The sequence below is a fragment of the Pseudarthrobacter sp. efr-133-R2A-89 genome, from assembly GCF_030209315.1.
Classification (GTDB): domain Bacteria; phylum Actinomycetota; class Actinomycetes; order Actinomycetales; family Micrococcaceae; genus Arthrobacter.
In genome coordinates this window covers 505,730-526,635 of the sequence record NZ_JARVSE010000005.1, presented here as the reverse complement: position 1 = coordinate 526,635, position 20,906 = coordinate 505,730, and the positions used below count along the sequence as shown (strand labels likewise).

The window sequence follows — 20,906 nt, the reverse complement described above, 5'->3', positions numbered from 1 at the left end:
AGCAGGTCTGGGCGTTCCTGGGCGACGGGGAAATGGACGAGCCCGAGTCCCGCGGACTGCTCCAGCTCGCCGCGAACGAGAACCTGGACAACCTGAACTTCGTGATCAACTGCAACCTCCAGCGCCTCGACGGCCCGGTCCGGGGCAACGGGAAGATCATGCAGGAACTCGAAGCGTTCTTCCGCGGCGCGGGCTGGAACGTCATCAAGGTCGTCTGGGGCCGGGAATGGGATGACCTGCTCACCCGCGACACCGACGGCTCGCTCGTGAAAATCATGAACGAAACCGTCGACGGCGACTACCAGACCTACAAAGCCGAATCCGGCGGCTTCGTCCGCGAACACTTCTTCGGCAAAACCCCGCAAACCAAAGACCTCGTCGCGGACCTCACCGACGACCAGATCTGGAACCTCAAACGCGGCGGACACGACTACCGCAAGGTCTACGCCGCCTACAAAGCCGCCACCGAATTCAAGGGCAAACCCACCGTCATCCTCGCCCACACCGTCAAAGGCTACGGACTCGGACCACACTTCGAGGGCCGCAACGCGACCCACCAGATGAAGAAACTCACCCTGGATGACCTGAAGAAGTTCCGCGACCACCTCCGGATCCCCATCACCGACGAACAGCTCGAGAAGGATTCCTACCGGCCGCCGTACTTCCACCCGGGCACCGACGCGCCGGAAATCAAGTACATGATGGAACGCCGCGCAGCACTGGGCGGCTCCGTGCCCGAGCGTCGCAGCAAGCACGCCGAGATCACCTTGCCGGACGCGAAGTCCTACGAGGTGGCCAAGCGCGGGTCCGGCAAGCAGCAGGCCGCCACCACCATGGCATTCGTGCGCCTGCTCAAGGACCTGATGCGGGATAAGAACTTCGGCAAGCACATCGCCCCGATCATCCCCGACGAAGCCCGGACGTTCGGCATGGACGCGTTCTTCCCGACCGCGAAGATCTACAACCCCAAGGGCCAGAACTACCTCTCCGTGGACCGCGACCTCGTCCTGGCCTACAAAGAATCCCCCGCAGGCCAACTCATCCACCCCGGCATCAACGAAGCCGGCGCCGTGGCAGCCTTCACCGCCGCCGGAACCGCCTACGCCACCCACGGCGTACCCCTGGTCCCGGTCTACGTGTTCTACTCCATGTTCGGCTTCCAACGCACCGGCGACGCCTTCTGGGCCGCCGCGGACCAAATGACCCGCGGCTTCATCATCGGCGCCACCGCAGGACGGACCACCCTCACCGGCGAAGGCCTCCAACACGCCGACGGCCACTCCCCCCTCCTGGCCTCCACCAACCCCGCCGTCCTCACCTACGACCCCGCCTACGGCTACGAAATCGGACACATCATCCGCTCCGGCCTCGAACGCATGTACGGGCCGGACTCCACGGACAAGAACCTCATGTACTACCTCACCGTGTACAACGAACCCATCGTCCAACCCGCCGAACCCGAAAACCTCGACGTCGAAGGCCTCATCAAGGGCATCTACCTCCTCGCCCCGGCAAAGATCGACGGTCCCCGCACCCAGATCCTCGCCTCCGGCGTCTCGGTGCCCTGGGCCATCGACGCCCAACGCATCCTCGCCGACGACTGGAACGTCTCCGCGGACGTCTGGTCCGTCACCTCCTGGAACGAACTGCGCCGCGACGGCCTCGCCGCCGAAGAAGAAGCCTTCCTCAACCCCGGCCAACCCGCCCGCACCCCATTCGTCACCCAGCAACTCGAAGGCGCCACCGGCCCCATCGTCGCCGTCACCGACTACATGAAAGCCATCCCCGACCAAATCCGCCAGTTCGTCCCCAACGAATTCGCCACCCTCGGCGCCGACGGCTTCGGCTTCTCCGACACCCGCGCAGCAGCCCGCCGCTACTTCAAAAACGACACCCACTCCATCGTGGTCCGTGCCCTTGAAATGCTGGCGCGCCGCGGCGAGGTGGACGTCGATGCCCCGGTCAAGGCGATTGAGAAGTACAAACTGCTGAACGTCAATGCCGGCACCACCGGCAACGCCGGCGGGGAGGCCTGACAGCCTTTCGCGCAGCACCCACGGCGGCTCCCTCCATCACGGAGGGGGCCGCCGTCGTCCGTTCCAAGGTGCCTGCGTGCTGTGATGCAGCGCAAAGCGGATTGTAGCCTTCGCACAAATGGAGCTTGCGCGGTGGGGGCCGTATGCTCAAAGAATGCCAGCACCAGCCAGCCCGTCCGCCAAACGGAAACCGACCCCGCCGAAGGTCACGCCGGAGAAGTCCGAAACCCTTAAGCAGCTGCGGGCCAACGTCGGCCAGCTTTCCACCACCACCATGCGCAAGCTTGAGCAGTCGCTGCCCTGGTACAGCCGGCTCAGCGCCGACGAGAGATCGGCGCTGGGCATGGTGGCCCAGAACGGGATCGCGGCATTCGTCACCTGGTATGAGCGTCCAAGCTCTCCGTCGTGGATCCTGACGGATGTGTTTGGGACTGCGCCCACTGAACTGACCCGCTCCATCAGCTTGCAGAAGGCCTTGCAGCTGATCAGGATCGTGGTGGAGGTGGTCGAGGACCAGGTTCCCGTCATCGCACCGGAGGCCGACCAGCCGTCCCTGCGCGAAGCAGTCCTTCGGTACTCGCGGGAAGTCGCGTTCGCGGCCGCCGATGTCTACGCCCGGGCCGCCGAATCGCGGGGCTCCTGGGATACCCGGCTGGAGGCCCTGATCGTGGATGCGATCCTTCGGGGCGAAAACACTGATGCGCTCCGCTCGCGCATCGCGGCCCTTGGCTGGAAGGCGCAGGAGCGTTTCACGGTCATGGTGGGTAATTCGCCGTCCGAACCCAGCGCCAGCTACGTGAGCGAACTGCGGCGGATGGCCGGGCGTTTCGCAGAGGACGCGCTGGTGGGGATCCAGGGCGACCGGCTGATCCTCATCCTGGGCGGGGTGCAGGACCGCGAATCGGCCTATGTGAAGCTGAGCGAGATGTTCGCACCCGGCCCCGTGGTCTACGGTCCCGAGGCGGGTTCCCTGCTGGAGGCCAGCGGATCGGCGCAATCGGCGTTTGCCGGCCTCACCGCCGCCCGGGCATGGCCGTCAGCGCCACGGCCGGTGGCGGCCGACGATTTGTTGCCGGAACGGGTGATTTCCGGCGATGATGCCGCACGTCGTTCCTTGGTCAAGAATATCTACCGCCCCCTGGTGGCAGCGTCCAACGGCCTGGTGGAAACCCTGGGAACCTACCTTGAACTGGGACATTCGCTGGAGGCAACGGCGCGGGAACTCTTCGTCCACGCGAACACCGTCCGGTACCGGTTGAAGCGTGTTTGCGACGTCACCGGCTGGGACCCGCTGCTGCCCAGGGAGGCGTTTGTGCTCCAGGCAGCGCTCGTGGTGGGCCGCCTTTCTGCCCCGCCAAAGGCCGCCACGGAGCGGCAGTCGTCCCGGAACCAAGCGTGAGTCATTGTAGACTTCCTACAACCTGACCCCGTGAGCTTGGTGCGGTGAAACACCGCTGGATCACACAGTAATTTGGAAAGCTGGTTACGTGCTTGCAATAGTCTGCCCTGGACAGGGCTCGCAGACCCCGGGTTTTCTGGCCCCTTGGCTGGAACTGCCTTCGGTGGCAGGCCAGCTGGCCGCCCTAAGCGACATCGCGGGGATCGACCTGATCGCCCACGGGACCACCTCCGACGAGGAAACCATCAAGGACACTGCCGTTGCGCAGCCCCTGATCGTCGCAGCAGGCCTGGTCACAGCTGCTTCCCTCTTCGACGTGGAGCTCAATTCCCTTCCGGTCATCCTCGCCGGCCATTCGGTGGGTGAAATCACTGCTGCCGCCCTCGCAGGCGTGCTGACGGAGCAGGAAGCCATGACCTTTGTCCGCGAACGGGCCAACAGCATGGCCGCCGCGGCCGCCGTCACGCCCACCGGCATGAGCGCCGTCGTGGGCGGTGACCCCGCCGAAGTGCTGGCTGCCATTGAGTCAGCCGGCGCGGCCCCCGCCAACGTCAACGGCGCAGGCCAGACCGTCGCCGCCGGAACTTTCGACCAGCTGAAGGCGCTGGCCGCGAACCCGCCGGCCAAGGCCCGGGTGATTCCGTTGAAGGTTGCCGGCGCGTTCCACACCAGCCACATGGCACCGGCAGTTGACGCGCTTAAGGCGCTGGAACCGCAGCTGAACCCGGTAGCCCCCAAAGTGCCCCTGCTGTCCAACTACGACGGCGGTGAGGTCACCGACGGCGGTGCCGCCGTCGAGAGCCTCATCGCCCAGGTTTCCCGCCCGGTGCGGTGGGACCTCTGCATGGACGCGATGGTCAAGCGCGGTGTCACCGGACTCATCGAACTCGCACCGGCAGGCACCCTGGCCGGACTCGCCAAGCGCGGCATGCCCGGCGTCAAGACCGTAGCGGTCAAGACCCCCGAAGACCTTTCCGCCGCCCTGGCGATGTTCGCAGAGCTGGAGGGCAACGCATGAGCGTCCCCACGCTGAAGCAGGCTCCCATCCACGAGCACACCCGCATCCTCGGGCTGGGGGCGTACCGTCCGGACGTCATCGTCACGAACGAGGACGTATGCCAGTGGATCGATTCCTCCGATGAGTGGATCCGCCAGCGCACCGGCATCGTGACCCGGCACCGCGCGGCCGCGGACGTGAGCGTCATCGACATGGCTGAGGGCGCTGCCCGCGAGGCCATGCAGAAGGCCGGCATCGAAGCTTCGCAGCTCGGCGCAGTCATCGTGTCCACCGTGACGCACCCGTACGCGACGCCGTCAGCCGCTGCCAGCCTGGCGGACCGCATCGGTGCCACGCCGGCACCGGCCTTTGACATCTCCGCAGCCTGCGCCGGTTACTGCTACGGCATTGCCCAGGCCGACGCCCTGGTCCGTTCCGGCGCCGCCAAGTACGTCCTGGTGGTGGGCGCGGAAAAGCTCTCGGACGTCATCGACAACCGGGAACGCACCATCTCTTTCCTGCTCGGCGACGGCGCCGGCGCCGTCGTCGTGGGTCCCTCCGACACTCCCGGCATCGCCCCCTCGGTGTGGGGTTCGGACGGCAGTAAATGGGATGCCATCGGCATGACCCGTTCCCTGCTGGATGTCCGCGATCTTGGCATGGCGGCCCGGCAGTCCGATTCCACCGGCGACCTTGCCCTCCTTGAAGAAGCGCAGGAGCTCTACCCCACGCTCAGGCAGGACGGCCAGACCGTCTTCCGCTGGGCTGTGTGGGAAATGGCGAAGGTTGCCCAGCAGGCGCTCGACGCTGCCGGCGTCGAGGCGGAAGACCTGGTTGCCTTCATCCCGCACCAGGCGAACATGCGCATCATCGATGAGATGGTGAAGAAGCTGAAGCTGCCCGAGACGGTTACAGTGGCACGGGACATTGCCGACGCCGGCAACACGTCCGCGGCCTCCATCCCGTTGGCAACGCACCGTCTCCTGCAGGAGAACCCCGGGCTGAGCGGCGGGCTGGCGCTGCAGATCGGTTTCGGCGCCGGGCTTGTCTTCGGCGCGCAGGTAATTGTCCTTCCCTAGATACGCCCAAGGGCCGCGACCGCGACCCGACCGTTTCCGGCAGCCCCTGCCGGCAATACAAGAAAAGGAGCCATCAATGGCTAGCAACGAAGAGATCCTGGCCGGCTTGGCTGAAATCGTCAACGAAGAAACCGGCCTGGCCCCGGAGGCTGTCGAGCTGGACAAGTCCTTCACGGAGGACCTGGACATCGACTCCATCTCCATGATGACCATCGTGGTCAACGCCGAGGAAAAGTTCGGCGTCCGCATTCCCGACGAAGAGGTCAAGAACCTCAAGACCGTCGGCGACGCCGTCAGCTTCATTGCCGGAGCACAGGCCTAATCCAGGCTTCCGCCGTCTCACGGCTTGGCTGGGCTGTCGATCCGGTTTGACCGGATCGGCAGCCCGCCGCATCTCACCGGCACAGTGCCCCCGACCGGGACTGGCCGATCATCAAATGTGCGGGACCCTGCGGTTGGCGCAGGCGGATTCCCCACCGACGAAAGAGTGATCCCATGACGCGCAAAGTAGTCATTACCGGTCTGGGTGCCACCACGCCCATCGGCGGCGATGTACCCACCATGTGGAACAACGCCCTCAAGGGGGTCTCCGGTGCCCGCACCCTGGAGGACGACTGGGTAGCCAAGTACGAGCTCCCCGTCCATTTCGCTGCCCGCTGCAGCACCCCCGCGCTGGATGTCCTGAGCCGGGTTGAAGCCAAGCGGATGGACCCCTCCACCCAGTTCGGCGTCATTGCAGCCCGCGAGGCCTGGGCCGACTCCGGCATCACCGAATTCGACCAGGACCGTTTGGCTGTTGCCTTCGCCACCGGCATTGGCGGAGTCTGGACCCTGCTGGATGCCTGGGACACCCTCAAGGAGAAGGGCCCGCGCCGGGTCTTGCCAATGACCGTTCCCATGCTGATGCCCAACGGCGTGGCCGCAGCCGTCAGCCTTGACCTCGGCGCCCGCGCCGGCGCGCACACCCCGGTGTCCGCATGCGCCTCAGGCACCGAAGCCATGCACCTTGGCCTCGAACTGATCCGCTCCGGCAAGGCGGACGTGGTGATGTGCGGCGGCGCAGAAGCCGCAATCCACCCCATGCCGTTGGCGGCCTTCGCCTCCATGCAGGCACTGTCCCGCAGGAATGACGAACCCGAGCGCGCCTCCCGTCCCTACGACACCGACCGTGACGGCTTTGTGATGGGTGAAGGGGCCGGAGCCCTGGTCCTGGAGGCCGAAGAGCACGCCCTGGCCCGTGGAGCACGCATTTATGCCGAGCTCGCGGGTACGTCCGTCACAGCCGACGCATACCACATCACCGCTCCGGATCCCCAAGGCCTCGGCGCCACGCGCGCGCTCAAGGCAGCCATGTTCGACGGCCGCATCCAGGCCGAGGACGTCGTGCACGTCAACGCCCACGCGACGTCGACCCCCGTAGGCGACAAGCCGGAATACACGGCACTGCGTGCCGCCCTGGGCAGCCACGTGGACAACGTGGCGGTTTCCGCCACCAAGTCGCAGATGGGGCACCTCCTGGGCGCGTCCGGCGCGGTGGAGGCGGTCCTGACCGTCCTGGCCGTGCACGAGCGCAAGGCACCGGTCACCATCAACCTCGAGAACCAGGATCCCGAGATCCCGCTCGACGTCGTCACCTCGGCCCGCGACCTGCCTGCCGGGAACATCGTGGCGCTGAGCAATTCCTTCGGGTTCGGCGGCCACAACGCCGTCGTGGCCATCCGCAGCATCTAGCCCCTGCCCGGCAGAACGCCTGGACAGCAAGAGGAGGCCCCGCCGGCTGGCGGGGCCTCCTCTTGTGCCATGGATTAGTACTCATGTGGCCGCCCGGGCGGACGACGGCGGTCAGCCCACCTGGTGCAGCCAGCGCACGGGGGCGCCTTCGGCAGCGTGGCGGAACGGCTCCAGTTCCTCGTCCCACGCCTCGCCCAGGGCCAGCGAGAGTTCGTGATAGACGGCGGCGGGATCGCCCGCACCTGATTCGTAGGCGTAGCGGATGCGGTCCTCCGACACCATGATGTTGCCATGCACGTCGGTGACGGCATGGAAAATCCCCAACTCGGGGGTGTGCGACCACCGGCCGCCGTCCACGCCCTGGGTTGGTTCCTCGGTCACCTCATAGCGCAAGTGCGCCCAGCCACGGAGGCAGGACGCCAGCTTGGATCCCGTGCCGGGGGTCCCGGTCCAGGAAAGCTCCGCACGGAACATTCCGGGCGCGGCAGGCTGCGGGGTCCACTCGAGGTCCGTCCGCTTATCCACCACAGCCCCGATTGCCCACTCGACATGGGGGCACAGGGCCGTAGGGGCTGAGTGAACAAACAGCACACCGCGGGTCATTGCAACAGACATTCCATCCTCCATAGCTCTAGGTACGTCTTCCCCAACGACCTCTGCCCGGATGGAACTGCCGTGCCCTGCACTGCGGCGGTGGTTCCCGATATTCAGATGTATCAGATTAAGCTGTGTCCGGACTTGCTGAGCCGCAGGAAGCTCAGGGAGCTTCAAGCGAGACTTGAAAGTTGCCGGACGTGACTCTCATTGTGCCGTACCCCGTGGAATTACGCCAGTGCGATTAGCCACACTCTCAGGCCCGGGGGTGTGCCTGCTGGTAGCTCTTCCGCAGCCGGTCAACCGAGACGTGCGTATAGATTTGCGTAGTGGCGAGGCTGCTGTGGCCAAGGATCTCCTGCACGGCACGCAGGTCCGCTCCGCCGTCGAGCAAATGGGTTGCAGCGGAGTGCCGCAAGGCGTGGGGCCCGGACACGGAGGTGTCACCGAGGGCACCGAAAAGAGTGTTGACCAGAGTGCGGACCTGGCGTTGGTCAACCCGGCCACCGCGGGCGCCCAGGAAGAGCGCCGGCCCACTGGTGCCCGTTGCCAGGGCAGGGCGTCCCCGCCGCAGCCAATCGTCAACAGCGAGCGCGGCCGGCACACCGTAGGGCACGGTGCGCTCTTTGTTGCCTTTACCGATGACCCGCAGCGTCCGCCGGTCCGGGTCCAGATCGTCGACGTCCAACCCGCCAAGTTCACCTACCCTGATGCCTGTGGCGTAGAGGAGTTCCACGATGGCACGGTTACGCACGGCCAGCGGGTCACCGTCCAATGCCGCGTTTTCGAGCCCTTCCAGCATTCGCGTCAGCTGGGACGCCTGGAGCACTCCCGGCAGTGATCCTTCGCGTTTGGGGGCTTTCAGGCGCAGGGCGGGGTCCGTCTCCAGAAGTTCTTCCCGGAGGGCCCAGGCAGTGAATGCCCTTGCCGTAGCGGACCGGCGCGCCAGCGTGGCGCGTGCGGCACCCGCCGAGCTCTGGCTGCCGAGCCAACGGCGGAAGGTTCCGAGTTCGAGGTCCTTCAGCCCGGCCGCGCCCTCGGCCGCGGCGTGCGAAAGGAGGCTCCGCAAGTCGCCCAGGTAGGCACGACGGGTATGCTCCGACACTGCCCGCTCCCCCGACAGGTAGCCAGCAAATGCGTCCAGTGCCGCGCCGAGTTCCTTCGGCAGTTCTAGATGGTCCACTCCTACACTTTCTCAGGCTTGCCGGCGTTCACCGCAGCCGGACACGGTCAGACCTTGCCTCGTTTCCAGCCTCCGCGTTCAGACACGGCCAGTCCGAGCAGCCCGAGCCGGCCGAGGCCCGCCCGCACCGAGTCCTGCCCCAGTCCGGCCACCGCCGAGAGCTTTTCCACCGACGTGGTGGAGCGCAACGGAAGCGCATCCAACAGGATCAAGTCCTCCAGGGTCAGCCCGTCCTGCACAGCGGCTGCGCCTGGCCGTTGTTCGGGCAGCCCCGCTCCGCTGGGCGCGGCAAGTTCGGCCACTTCCGCGGCGTCGGTGACGCAGACCGCGCCACCGTCCCGCAGGAGCCGGTGGCAGCCGGCCGAGTTGGCACTGTGGACTGAACCGGGAACCGCACCTACTGCCCGCCCAAGGGTTTCGGCGTGGTGGGCTGTGTTCAGCGCACCGGAGCGCCACCGCGCTTCCACCACTACTGTCACTGACGAAAGCGCAGCAATCAACCGGTTCCGCTGCAGGAACCGGTACCGGGTGGGAGCCGATCCCGGCGGTACCTCCGCCAGCACCGCGCCCTGGTTGGCCACGGCCCTGAGCAGGTCTTCGTTTCCGGACGGATAGAACCGGTCCACTCCTCCGGCCATCACGGCGATGGTCGGGACGGCTGAGGAACCTCCCGCGAGGGCGGCACGGTGCGCGTGGGCATCGATGCCGTAGGCTCCGCCCGACACTACCGTGAAGCCCCGCTGCGCCAGCGAGTATGCCAGATCGCCTGTCACCGCAGCCCCGTAGCTGGTGCTGTCACGGGAACCTACCAGGGCGATGGACATGGCTGCGACCGGCAGCGGCTGTTCCTGGCCCCGCCACCACAGGCAGAGGGGCTCCTGGATGCCGAGGTCGGCCAGCTGGGCGGGCCACAGCTCGTCCGTGGGGGTAATCAGGCGGCCACCCAGCCGAGCCATCGTGGCCAGGTCACGTTCCGGCGCCAGATCGGGGATCCGGGGCTGCCAGCGCTTCAAGGCTGCAGCCATTCCCGCCCAGCTGCTCGCGCCGCTGTCAGCCAGCAAAGAGGTGATTTCACGCTCCAGACCAGCTCCGGCCGTGACCCGCCCGGTGGCAATCCGAAGGGCATCCATTGCCCCCGCTGCATGCACGAGCGCCAGGCCTGCGGCATCCTGGGGCTCCATGAGGCGGGACAACGCTGCCCGGGCCAAGCGCTCGTCAACCTTTGCTGGATGGTTTGCCGAATCGTTTGCCACGCGCAGTTCCCTAAGTTCGTTCACGTTTGCCGTCCTCCTCACGCCACCGCCGCGGCAGCCTGCCGCAAGCCAAGCGCCTGTCCGATGTCGTTTGCGTCCGGCAGGTCCCGCCGTCCCAGGTCAGCCAAGGTCCATGCCAGCCGGAGGACACGGTCATAGCCGCGGGCGGTCAGGACTCCGCGCTCCAAGGCCTGGTCCAGGATCCGGGTGGCTGCCGGAGCGAGCCGCAAGTCTCCCCGCAGGATGCGCCCCGGGACCTGGGAGTTCGTTTCCAGGCCAAAGCTCCGAAGCCGCTCTCCCTGCCGCTCACGCGCTGCCCTGACACGCCGGGCGACCGTTCTGGTGTCCTCTTCCCGGCCGGCCTGCCCGAACTCGGCCAGGGACACCCTTTCCACCTGCAACTGGATGTCCACCCGGTCCAGGAGTGGGCCGGACATCCTGGCAAGGTAACGGCGGCGCATGACGGGAGTACACGTGCAGTCCAGGCCCTTGCCGGATGCCTTGCCGCACGGGCAGGGGTTGGCGGCCAGCACCAGCTGGAAGCGGGCCGGGTAGGCGGCCGTCCCGGCCGCCCGGTGAATCACCAGCTCACCGCTCTCCAGGGGCTGACGCAAGGCATCCAGAACCCGGCGTTCATATTCGGGGGCCTCGTCAAGGAACAGCACACCGCGGTGGGCGCGTGATGCCGCCCCCGGCCGCGGAAGTCCTGAACCGCCTCCGATGATGGCCGCCGCAGTGGCCGAGTGGTGCGGGTTCTCGAACGGTGGCCGGCGCAGAAGCTGGACCGAGGACGCCGGCAGGCCGCACAGCGAATGGATGGCCGTAACCTCCATGGACTCATGGTCACCAAGATCCGGCAAAAGGCCCGGCAACCGTTCCGCAAGCATGGTCTTACCTGCTCCGGGAGGAGTGCACACTTAAGCGTGCATGCGCCCTGACCTGCGGTTATGTCCCAAAACGGGCATCCCGTCGAGGGGACCCAGCTTACTTCTTGTGGGGCCCGTCGCTGTCCCCGAACCTGAGCGCCGCATCTCGACAGCCCTTCAGGACTTCGAGATTGTGCCGCTCGACCTCGGGGTCGTAGTCGAATGCCACCCGCAGCCGCGACATCTGTTCGAGCACCTCCTCATCGTTCAGCTGAGCCAGCCACCTGGCGATCTGCGGTTCGCTCGGGGAGCCATCTATCATGCTGATCATCTCGGCTAGATCGCCACGCGCCGATGCTGCAACCAAGGCCTTTTTGTGGCGTTCCCCGGCCGATGTCGTCGACCCCGCCGACATCGCCTGGCGCTCGTCCTCATGTCCGACGGAGATCTCGTAGCGCGTCGGAAGCCCAGGCTCGGGTGGCTCGGTCCCTGTGATCAGGCGCGGAACGGCTTGCGTGCGTACCCAGTGGGCGATCTCCTCCAGCTCCTCGATTAGCACCGGCCACCGGTCAGTACCCGGCCGATTGATCCCGACTGTCGGGAACAGGGTGACGGGGACCTTCGTGCCGATGGGTGTCTGGGCGATGACCTCGCCGACACGCAGCGGTTCCTCGGGCCGAGGCGCAAGATCACGGATTGAACGGGGCATCCGGTCGTCCTCGTACATGGCAGCCAGGCGGACCGCGGTGATCGCCGGCATCCTGTGCTTCGCATGATTGGTGTGCAGCACAAGCCGGGCAAGAGGATGGGACTGCGGCTCCATCCGACGGTGGAACGGCTGCAGGGCCTCCAGCCGTCGGGCGAGCTCTCCCCGCCCTCGCAGCGACGGAGGCCCATTGCGGGCCCGCTTTTTCTTCCAGTCCTCAAATTTCTCCCAGGTGTCCGAGGCAGGCACTTCGACCAGTTTGGCCGCCTTCGCGTCGAGGGGCGCACCGTCCAGGAACTCGGCCTCTGCGAAAAGGGTGTGTTCGAGCGCAGCCCGAAGCGTCACGAGCGCGTCGGCTACGAGGAGCGGCACTTTCCGTGGGATCGGAGCCACGCGCCCAACGACTGTGCAGCTGAACGCGGCGGTCGTGGGCACTTCGACCAGCCCGAAGATGCCCTCGGGCTGCGTCTGGTAGGCGAACAGCAGTGCGGAAACCTGTCCGATCAGCTCCTCTGCATGTGCCAGTGTGGCGGCAACGCCGAGGTGGCGGTCCGGGAGCCAGTCATGCCTCACGTCGGTCTGCGCTCAGCTCTCGTCGAACGGCAGGCGGACGACCTCATCGCCCGGGTCTTCCGGACCTGCTGGCGGAGCCGCGCTCGGGTGGTCCTGGTACAACTCGTCCGAGGCGCTCTGGTCGTAGCTATCGGAGAGGCCTGCACCATTGGTCCCGAGGACCTGCTCCCAGTTGAATCCCATACACACGACTTTATCGGCCGGTGTCGAACTCGCGAAGGATCGCCTCGACGCGCGCGGTCAGTTCATCGGCGCGCTTGAGGATCTGCTCTTCCTCCTCGCGCGACATCTGCCGCCTGGGGCTGGCCGGCATCGCAGCTGCAGCAGGCACCGGCGCAGGTGCGGGCTCCGGACTGTCGAGCAGCAGGGCTGCGGCACTGATGACCGCCGACAGCGAGGATGGGTGCATGGAGCGGTAGGCATCGATCCATCCCCAGCGGTCCACGGCTGGCAGCATGCCGACGCAGAGGTGCCAGTCCGGATTGGGGTCCGGCCGCAGGTGCCGGTGCGCGGGGCCGTCTTCGTCGCGGCGGTTCCCCAGGGCGCGGACGGAGCCGTGCGACCACCCGCTGTTGGTGCCGATCACATCGAGCCACGACCAGGTGGCGCATGCCGGACAGGCATCCGGTTCCGGGGCGACACCGATCTGCCCGCGCACCCGGTGCATTCCGTCCGGCCGCAGTCCCAGCGCAGCTGACCTGTCCAGTCCGAGGCCTCCGTGGGTGCGACGTGCCAGCAGCACCGCCGCGAACAGCATCCGCCGCAGCCGCAGCCGGAAAACCCAGTGGGTGTCCGGGTGCTGGATGATCGCCGTTGCGCGCCGGATCAACCGCTGCAGGGAATCAGGGTCGTCCCGGTGCCCGCGCGGCCAGGCCGGGGCGACGGGATCTATGGGAGCCAGCCGCCGGCGCAGAGCCGCGAGCACAGCCTGGGACGGCTGCGCCTGCTGCGAGAAACACGAGAGCGATACCTCGTCGATCTTATGGGTGGGCACGCCCGTGACGGAGCACCAGTCGGTCCAGAGATCGGGAAGCGCCGTCGTCATCCTCACGATTCTCCCATCGTGGCTTGGTTCGACACGAGCGTCGCCTCAGGCGAGGGTTAGGCCTGCTACTCGCGACCGCTCTTGTCCGCATAACTCTCGATGGGCCATCCGCCGATGCTCAGCCATCAAGCCCGAAAGCAGCGGTCACGTGCTCGATCGTGAACTGGTTTCGCAGCCTTGTAGCCGTATTCTGGTTGGCGAAAAGACCCGTTTTCCGCACGGCCTGCGCTTGTGGAACGGCCCGTATCCATTCGACCGGAACAACCCATTCAGCATTGTCGTCGTTCTCATCGCCCTCGTGGCGATAATTCCCGGAGAGGTCGAGTTCATGCAGCTGTCGATCGGCCCCGTTCACGAGAAGCGTGCTTTGGTCGTATCGCTGGGCTTCGCCGGCGACGGTACCAACTCCTACATACCCAATCTTGGGAATGTAGGCGAAGACTCTGGCACCAATCGGCAGATTCTTGAGCGTCTGAGAGTATCTCTTGCCGCCGCCGCCCGAGACGAAACCGTACTTCATGCCGTCGACCCATTGCCGGCCTGTTGGCTCTTCACCAAATGAGACGTACCAGTCAGACCCGTTCCAAGGCTCACGTGTCTTATTCTTCCGCGAGATCGCGGAAATGGACGACTTGGCTTGTTCGCTCTGATCGACCAGCCAGCTGCGGGCAAGGTACGAAGATCCGTTGTCCTGAAAATGTCTGAAGAAGACGACGTTGATCGGAACATCGAAGTCTTCATTGAGGAACCGCACGATGCGCTCGGTAGCGTTGTCAACGCTGGCGGCAACGATTGTAAATTCTTGTGCAGTGTTGACCTCTTCCGGAAGAGTGTCGCCGAAACGATCGGCAAACGCTTCTTCAAGAGCAAGGCCTGGACGGTAGGTGGCGAAGATATTGTCGATATCGCTTCGGCCAAGGGTTGCTGCCCACGAGCCATAATCGAGGGTTTGAGCGGCAACATCGCGTGGAGTTTTGTCGCGTTTGAGTTCGATTACGTGCAGCGACGCCGTTTCGTCCAGCGCGAGCAGATCTACGAATCCCCCATGTGCCGTCGGAACCTGCCGGCCAATGACGAGAAGCGGCTCGCCAAGCACTGACGGGTCAGACTCGATGTAGCCCTCCAACTGGGATTCCAAGCCGATTGATACCGGCACGATCCGGCTGAGTTGGCCGCCCTCTGCCCGCCACAAGCCCATCTCAACCGCCATTGGTCATTCCCTTTTGTCGTTCGACGAGTTCCTTGAGCTGGGCGTCGTAGACATAGTCGGTGATCTCGCCGGACATAATCATCGCAACGGCCTTGTTAATGATCTCCAGCGGCACCACGAACCACTCCGAGGGGTCGTAATCGCGTCCCTTCCGGTCGACCTGCGTCAGATCCAGACGCACCTCGGCAAACACTCGGTGCAAGAGATGCTCCAGCCACGATGCACGCACGTTGAAGAGCTGGTAGTCCGCCAGCACCTTCACGGGTGCCATCAGGTAGGTTGGCGAATGCGCCGCGTTCTTGATGCGGGTTTCGACCTTGGTGGTGGAGAAACCGATCTTGTGAAGGTCCTTCATTCCCGCGATCTGGGGGTCGTCGCTGAGCGACTGCAGCACGTAGATATGACCACTCTCCACGTCCGCGTCGAGGACCTCGTCCGCATCGTGGCCGGTCCGCGCCAGGACCTGGCCCTGCGCCTCGTACATACGGGTCATGAGGCTCTGCCTGTACATCGCCGACTCCGTGCCGTTCTCGAAGACGACGCGCAGGCGCTGCTTCTGCCTCGGCCTACCACCAACGATCAGGTCGACGTCCTCGCCGACCTCTGCAACAAAACACATGACGCCGCTCAGCACGAAGAACACACCCTCGCGGATGAGATCCATGCCAGTGAAGGGCATCAGCTTGTACGTGCCCTGGGCCAGCTCGGCGTGCTTCGTTTTGAACAGCGGCTCGAACAGGTCGAAGTCCTCGGACTTCACCCGCTGGGCAACCGAGTCCGGAGCCTCGGGACGCTTGATCACGGGCAGATCCGACACGTCGAGGATGCCGGAGTCGTCGCCGAGCAGATCGTCCAGGTCATCACTCTCAAAAAGATCGTCCAGCGACTCAGGAGCTGCCTCTATTGCCAGCAGCTCGAACTCCGTGTCGAGGTGTTTGAGCGCTGCGATCTTCTCGTCGTTGGCGAGGATACCTTCGAGCCGGGCCCCAAGCTTCCGCTCGGCGACCTCTCGGGTCGCCGAGCTAGGCAGACGCCCGTGCGTCCGGCGGAACTCCACAATTTCCAGAAACGCCCGCTCGAGCCGGTCGGACGAGGTGATCTTCTTGGGTTTCTCGGGCGCGTCGAGGAGCCCGTCGAGGTCGTTGTCGATGAGGTCCTGCAGGGAGGACGGTGCTGCTTCGAGGACGTCGTCGTAATCGCTCATTCGCTCTCCACCATCTCAGTCGCGCGCTTCTGTGCTTCAAGCTTCTGCTTGGCCCGCTGGAGCCACAGCAGTGCGTCTGCATACCGCTTCTCAGTCGGGTCCTCGGCCCTCGGGTCCGGTTTCCGATCGTTGACCTTAATCCAGTTCTTGATCCGGGGAACGAGGGCCAGCGCCTCTTCCTCGGTGAACTCGACTCGGGTGGCAGTGATCTGGTCCTGGATGATCCGCAGCACCGAAGTCGTCACCGACCTCGAGATGACCTCGAACGCTCGCTGGAACGGGTTAACCGAATCGATGAGGTTGATGTTTAGCTCGTCGATGTTGACGAACTTCTCCGCCATCTTGATGAACCGCTTGTCCCCTACAGTGCGCACTTCGCCGTTCTTGATCACCGAGTCCACGACGACCTGTTGCCGCACCTCTTCCACCTGCGCCTCTGTGAGGTCCGGGTACTTCTCGCGGATGATTTTCGGAATCAGCACCTTGTTGGTCGTCTCCGCGTCCACTGAGCCGGCGGCGGCCCGCGCGAAGGTGTCGTCCTGGAGGATCGTCGCCTTCAGGTCGTTCAGATCAGTCTCCACGATCTGCTTCACGCGCGCGCTCGATGGCTCCTTGAAGCCCTTGATCTTCAGCTGCCCCGGCACCGCGGAATCGTCGCCGTCGAACTTCTTCGTCTTGAAGGTGAAGTTCTGCGCGAGGACCTGCTCCATGAGGAGCGATGCTGTGATGGCCTTGAGCATGTTGTTGACCGAGACCTTCACTTCGCCCTGTGAGGCGTCGGGCTCGGCGATGAGGTTCGTGAACTGGGCGTGGGATTTGCCTGGGCTGTCGCGGGTGACCCGGCCGATGATCTGGATGACCTCGGTCAGAGAGGCCCGGTACCCGACGGTGAGGGCGTGCTCGGCAAACGGCCAGTCAAAGCCTTCTTTGGCCATGCCCAGCGCAATGATGATGTCGACCGCGTCGCGGTTTTTGGAGGCTGTATGAGCCAGGTAGTGGAGGGTGTCGCCGCGTTTCTTTTGGTCAGTGTCGTCGACGAGGTCCGCGACGCGGACAATGATTCCAGTGTCCTGCCGGCGCACGCTGATGATGCCGGTGTCAGGGTCGGTCTCCTCGACGTGCCCGATGACATCGATAATGCGACCGATCTCTTCGAGCTTGTCCTTCGTAGATTCACCCGAGTTGACATTCGGGATGTGCACGATGGTTTTCTTGTCGAGGTCGAGCACTTCGCCGATCGCGTCGGTGTAGCGGCCCTGGTAGAAGTGGTGGCCGATGCCGAGCGAGTGCAGGTGCTCGTATCCGTTGAGCTGGTCGTAGTAGTTGAAGGTGACCGGCGTGAACTTGGCCTCGTCCTCCGGCGAGAGCACCGGGACGGAGTCCCCGCGGAAGTAGGAGCCCGTCATCGCGACGATGTGGACGTCACTCCCGTTCATCACGTCGCGCAGGAGCGCGCCGAGGCGGCTCGACTCGATGTCCGCAGAGACGTGGTGGAACTCGTCGATCGCGAGAACCGTGCCGTTGAACGACTCCGGTGCCAGCCTCTCGAACGCGAAGCGGAGTGTCGCGTGGGTGCACACGAGCGTTGCATCGGGCCCTTCGAGGAAGCTGATGAACGCGTCGACCTTGCCCGCTGAAGAGCCGGCATCACAGAGGTTGTGCTCCGGCTTGATCTCCCAGTCTGCGAAGAAGCCGAATTTGGACAGTTCCGTCGAGGCGAAGGACGCGCCAATTGAGCGCTCCGGGACGGCCACGATGACCTTCTTACGTCCCTGGTTGTACAGCTTGTCGAGGGCAACGAACATCAGCGCACGGGATTTCCCGGACGCTGGCGGGGCCTTGACGAGGAGGTGTTGTGCGTCACGCTTCGCGAAGACCCGCTGCTGCATGTCGCGCATACCCAGCACGTCCGTGTTCACCGAAGCTTTCGTTTGTGCATAGGTGACGTCAACGATGTTTATGGGCTTCTTGATCGCGTTCACTTCGCGGTCCTCCGGGTCTTCTTCACTGGGGCCCTTGCGGCCTCGGCGTTTGTCATCTCCTCATACATAGCAAAGAGGTCAGACAGTCTTTGCTCATCGGTCTCGTATCCGCGCTTGGAGTAGATCGAATCGACCAGCGAGTCCACCTCGGCGTGAGCTTGTCGCAGGTCACCCGGCATTTTGTCAGGGTCGTAGAGCTCCGCGAGAGTGTGCTCACAGTGGTACTCCCTCACGTCGAGCACCCGGAGTGCAGCGGCGGTGAGTTTCTCCGTTGTCGCATCTGACAGTGGCGGTATGGGGAAGTTGTTATAGACGATGGTGTTTGAATACCGATAGTCAGTCTTCATGCGGCCCCCGACAGCCCGGGTCCACGACATGTGCATTGCCGATGTCAAGAGTGAAAACAGCCATGGTTCAGCGTCGTAAACTGCGAACGCAAGATTTGAAACGACTGTGTCTTTGTCTAGGTAGCCTATGGGAACATACGCTCGACGCACGGATGAAACACTCGGCACGACAATAGAATCGGTGAGCTTGTATGCGCGTTGAAGAAAACGGTGCGGCTGTGCTGCAAACTTCTTGGAGATACTGCTAGCCTTCTCTGCCTCCCGTGCCTTTTGCACGAGTGCCATACGTTCGTGAATATATTGAATGTTATGCGCTTCTTGGACTTCATCGTCGCGGATCCAGAGGCAGTAACGCTCGTCACCGTTGATGAATTCCGAAGCGCCTATGTACTTCTTAACAAAAGTTGCAGCTTCGGGGGCCATCGAGAGCAACCTGCCACGGTCTGCCTGGTTCAAGATGAGGTGGCCGCCGTCGGTTGGTTTCGACCCAAACACCATCGGCGGAAGAGATCCTGAAATCGGCTTCGTTCGACGTCCGACGATGACGCTTGGCGCGTCAGCTAGGTAGCCGTTGATGTTTTTGGCTGAGATCTGGAGATCGTCTGCAAATATGTACTTCTGAGCTGATGTCTCGTTTCGCAAGCTGATCACTGCGACGGTCACACCGGCGTTCCGTTTGGCATTGTTCTCCCATTTGAACGAGGTGTATGCGAAGCCTATCTCAATCCCCATATTGAAGATCGTAGGAAATAAAAGGCTGACGTGTTCGCCCTGCGCGACTGAGTTCGTTGTGACGAATGCAAGTTGAGCACGAGTTTTGTTGATGTAGTCGGAGCCTTTCATGAACCAGAGAGATATGTAGTCAAGGTTTTTCGAGAATGGTCGACTTCCAAAAACGTATGAAAAATCTGCCTTTTGTTCAGGCGATTGCATACTTGAGCCAACATATGGTGGGTTGCCGATCAGGTAGATCTCACCGTCGTCGTTCGGGCAGATCGCGTTCCAGTCGACGCGCGTCGCATTGCCCTGCTTGATCTGGCCGGTTTCCTTGAGTGGGATCAGCGGGATCGAGACGTTGAACTTCTCCTTGAACTCCGTGTTCATCTGGTGCTTGGCGATCCACAGGGAAAGAATGGCGACCTCAACCGCGAAGTCGTCGATCTCGATCCCGTAGAAGTTCTCGATGTTGATTCTGGACTCGGCGAATAGCACTTGGTGCTTGTCGTCCAGCTCGGCAAGGCGTTCGAGGACAGCGTGCTCGAACTTTCGCAGCTCTTTATAGGCGATGATCAGGAAGTTGCCGGAGCCACACGCGGGATCGAAGACTTTGATGGCGCTGATCCGGTCGAGCAGCGCTTCAAGCTTCTTGACGGAGTCGAAGCTCTCGTCGAGATCGTCTTTCAACGCGTTCAGAAAGAGCGGCTCGATCGTCTTGAGGATGTTCGGAACCGAGGTGTAGTGCTGACCGAGGTCGCTGCGTTTGCCCGGTGTGACGATCGCCTGGAACATCGAGCCGAAGATGTCCGGGTTGATCTCGCGCCAGATGAGCTTGCCGGCATTGATGAGCTCTTCTCGCGCCTGTTTGGTGAACATGGGCACCACGTGGTGCTCAGACATCGTGAACAGCCGGCCGTTGACGTAGGGGAACGCCGCGAGGTGTTTGGGCCTGCCGGACGCCTCTGCGGTGTCGAGCGCCGTGAACAGGTCTGTGAGGAAGTCCGCGGTGTCCGAGCCGTCGTCCAGCGTGTGAGACCCTACGGCGTTGGTGAACTGGTTCTCGGCAAAGATCCCGGTGTCCTCGGCGAAGTAGCAGAACAGCAGACGAGTGAAGAACAGGTTAAGCGCGTGGCGTCCACGTGGTTGCTTAAGAAGATCAGGGTTCGCGCGGAGCAGTTCATCAAACAGCTTGCCCATGCGCTCGGCAGCCTTGACGTCTGCATGCGTTTCGGCGACGTACTGCGCCTTCTCCATTCCGGCCCAGGGCAGGAAGAAGGTGAAGTGCTGATCGATGTCCCTGATCGGGAATCCGATCGTCTCGCCGGTCTGGGTGTCCGTGGCGACGAGCTCGACGTAGTCGGTGACGATCACGAAGCGCGTGCTGTAGCGCACGACGTCCGGGGACGTCTTCAGTTCTTCCAGCACTTCCAGCGTGTCGCCAGATGTCTCCTTGAAGTAGACAACCTTCTTCTGCGCGACCTCACCCCCTTGGTCAGCTGCGACGTTCAGATCGCCGTTGCGCAGGCGAGTGACGCTGCTCTGAGGCTTTCCGTAGGCGAGCAGGAGATCGAAGATGAACTCGCGGTCGTACGTCTCACGGCCGGCGAGTGGTGCGACGCGCTCTTCGATGGCTTTCAGATTTAGCTTCGCCACGTACGAATTCCTTGTGCGCATGCAATACCGTCAATGGTCGCTGGGCGCTTGGTACTCATGCGCCTGTCCTCGACTCCGACTGAATTACCGTCTGCGTAAGACCATGGTTCACGCACGTTGCTACTCCTTACATGGCAGGGCGGGACACACTGCCCCTCGTGATCTTATCCGGGACCTGGCCGCTGCTGATTTCCCCTCACCGCGTCACGCGAAGGCAGTCCTTCTCCATGCCCCGATAAGCGCACTTACCAGAGACCCGGTTCGAAGCCGCCCCGTCGATCGCGGGTATGGGGAATCGCCACTGACAGACCATTGCGACTTGGATTCTCCG

At 63.8% G+C, this 20,906-nt stretch carries 16 protein-coding genes and 1 pseudogene; 6 read left to right on the top strand and 11 right to left on the bottom strand.

The annotated features are described in order from the left end of the window. The 6 genes from aceE to fabF all read left to right on the top strand — a co-directional run. Positions 1–2,036 (top strand): pyruvate dehydrogenase (acetyl-transferring), homodimeric type (gene aceE / locus QRM95_RS11690; RefSeq protein ID WP_285247748.1); only part of this gene is annotated, 2,036 nt, incomplete at its 5' end. 154 nt (positions 2,037–2,190) lie between these two features. After that, positions 2,191–3,435, top strand: a complete 1,245-nt coding sequence (locus tag QRM95_RS11685) for a PucR family transcriptional regulator (RefSeq protein WP_285247747.1) — start codon at positions 2,191–2,193, stop codon at positions 3,433–3,435. Positions 3,436–3,523: 88 nt separating this feature from the next. After that, positions 3,524–4,453 (top strand): ACP S-malonyltransferase, encoded by a 930-nt coding sequence (locus QRM95_RS11680; RefSeq protein ID WP_285247746.1) that lies wholly within the window; start codon positions 3,524–3,526, stop codon positions 4,451–4,453. Then, entirely contained in the window at positions 4,450–5,511 is a 1,062-nt protein-coding gene (locus QRM95_RS11675; RefSeq protein WP_285247745.1) for a beta-ketoacyl-ACP synthase III, read from the top strand. The genes QRM95_RS11680 and QRM95_RS11675 overlap by 4 nt, the downstream gene beginning before the upstream one ends. A 76-nt stretch (positions 5,512–5,587) precedes the next feature. After that, entirely contained in the window at positions 5,588–5,833 is a 246-nt protein-coding gene (locus QRM95_RS11670; RefSeq protein WP_009359314.1) for an acyl carrier protein, read from the top strand. A 173-nt stretch (positions 5,834–6,006) separates the two neighbouring features. After that, positions 6,007–7,242 (top strand): beta-ketoacyl-ACP synthase II, encoded by a 1,236-nt coding sequence (gene fabF / locus QRM95_RS11665; protein WP_285247744.1) that lies wholly within the window; start codon positions 6,007–6,009, stop codon positions 7,240–7,242. A 111-nt stretch (positions 7,243–7,353) separates the two neighbouring features. Here fabF and QRM95_RS11660 read toward each other — a convergent pair whose 3' ends face one another. The 11 genes and pseudogenes from QRM95_RS11660 to QRM95_RS11610 all read right to left on the bottom strand — a co-directional run bounded on the left by QRM95_RS11660 (position 7,354) and on the right by QRM95_RS11610 (position 20,575). Continuing rightward, positions 7,354–7,857, bottom strand: a complete 504-nt coding sequence (locus tag QRM95_RS11660; RefSeq protein ID WP_026264214.1) for a DUF3145 domain-containing protein — start codon at positions 7,855–7,857, stop codon at positions 7,354–7,356. 235 nt (positions 7,858–8,092) lie between these two features. Next, positions 8,093–9,019: a tyrosine recombinase XerC gene (locus QRM95_RS11655; protein ID WP_285247743.1), complete on the bottom strand. Its 927-nt coding sequence runs from the start codon at positions 9,017–9,019 to the stop codon at positions 8,093–8,095. Positions 9,020–9,066: 47 nt separating this feature from the next. Then, positions 9,067–10,200 (bottom strand): DNA-processing protein DprA, encoded by a 1,134-nt coding sequence (gene dprA, locus QRM95_RS11650; protein WP_285247764.1) that lies wholly within the window; start codon positions 10,198–10,200, stop codon positions 9,067–9,069. 110 nt (positions 10,201–10,310) lie between these two features. Further along, positions 10,311–11,180, bottom strand: a pseudogene (locus tag QRM95_RS11645) (YifB family Mg chelatase-like AAA ATPase); the annotation flags it as partial. A 76-nt stretch (positions 11,181–11,256) separates the two neighbouring features. Further along, the gene (locus QRM95_RS11640; protein ID WP_284975294.1) at positions 11,257–12,417 is read right to left on the bottom strand and encodes a hypothetical protein; all 1,161 of its coding nucleotides are present in this window, start codon (positions 12,415–12,417) and stop codon (positions 11,257–11,259) included. A 12-nt stretch (positions 12,418–12,429) separates the two neighbouring features. Then, on the bottom strand, positions 12,430–12,600 hold the full coding sequence (locus tag QRM95_RS11635; protein ID WP_285247742.1) for a hypothetical protein: 171 nt from the start codon (positions 12,598–12,600) through the stop codon (positions 12,430–12,432). Positions 12,601–12,610: 10 nt separating this feature from the next. Continuing rightward, positions 12,611–13,462, bottom strand: a complete 852-nt coding sequence (locus QRM95_RS11630) for a hypothetical protein (RefSeq protein ID WP_133830686.1) — start codon at positions 13,460–13,462, stop codon at positions 12,611–12,613. A gap of 118 nt (positions 13,463–13,580) precedes the next feature. Further along, positions 13,581–14,672 (bottom strand): DUF8606 domain-containing protein, encoded by a 1,092-nt coding sequence (locus QRM95_RS11625; RefSeq protein WP_133830687.1) that lies wholly within the window; start codon positions 14,670–14,672, stop codon positions 13,581–13,583. After that, a complete protein-coding gene (locus QRM95_RS11620; protein ID WP_133830688.1) occupies positions 14,662–15,876 on the bottom strand; it encodes a GIY-YIG nuclease family protein in 1,215 nt (404 codons plus the stop codon). The genes QRM95_RS11625 and QRM95_RS11620 overlap by 11 nt, the downstream gene beginning before the upstream one ends. Next, positions 15,873–17,858: a DEAD/DEAH box helicase gene (locus QRM95_RS11615; RefSeq protein WP_284975293.1), complete on the bottom strand. Its 1,986-nt coding sequence runs from the start codon at positions 17,856–17,858 to the stop codon at positions 15,873–15,875. Before QRM95_RS11615 ends, QRM95_RS11620 begins: the two co-directional genes overlap by 4 nt. After that, positions 17,855–20,575, bottom strand: coding sequence for a DNA methyltransferase (locus tag QRM95_RS11610; protein ID WP_285247741.1), 2,721 nt, complete (start codon positions 20,573–20,575; stop codon positions 17,855–17,857). Before QRM95_RS11610 ends, QRM95_RS11615 begins: the two co-directional genes overlap by 4 nt. Positions 20,576–20,906: the final 331 nt, after the last annotated feature.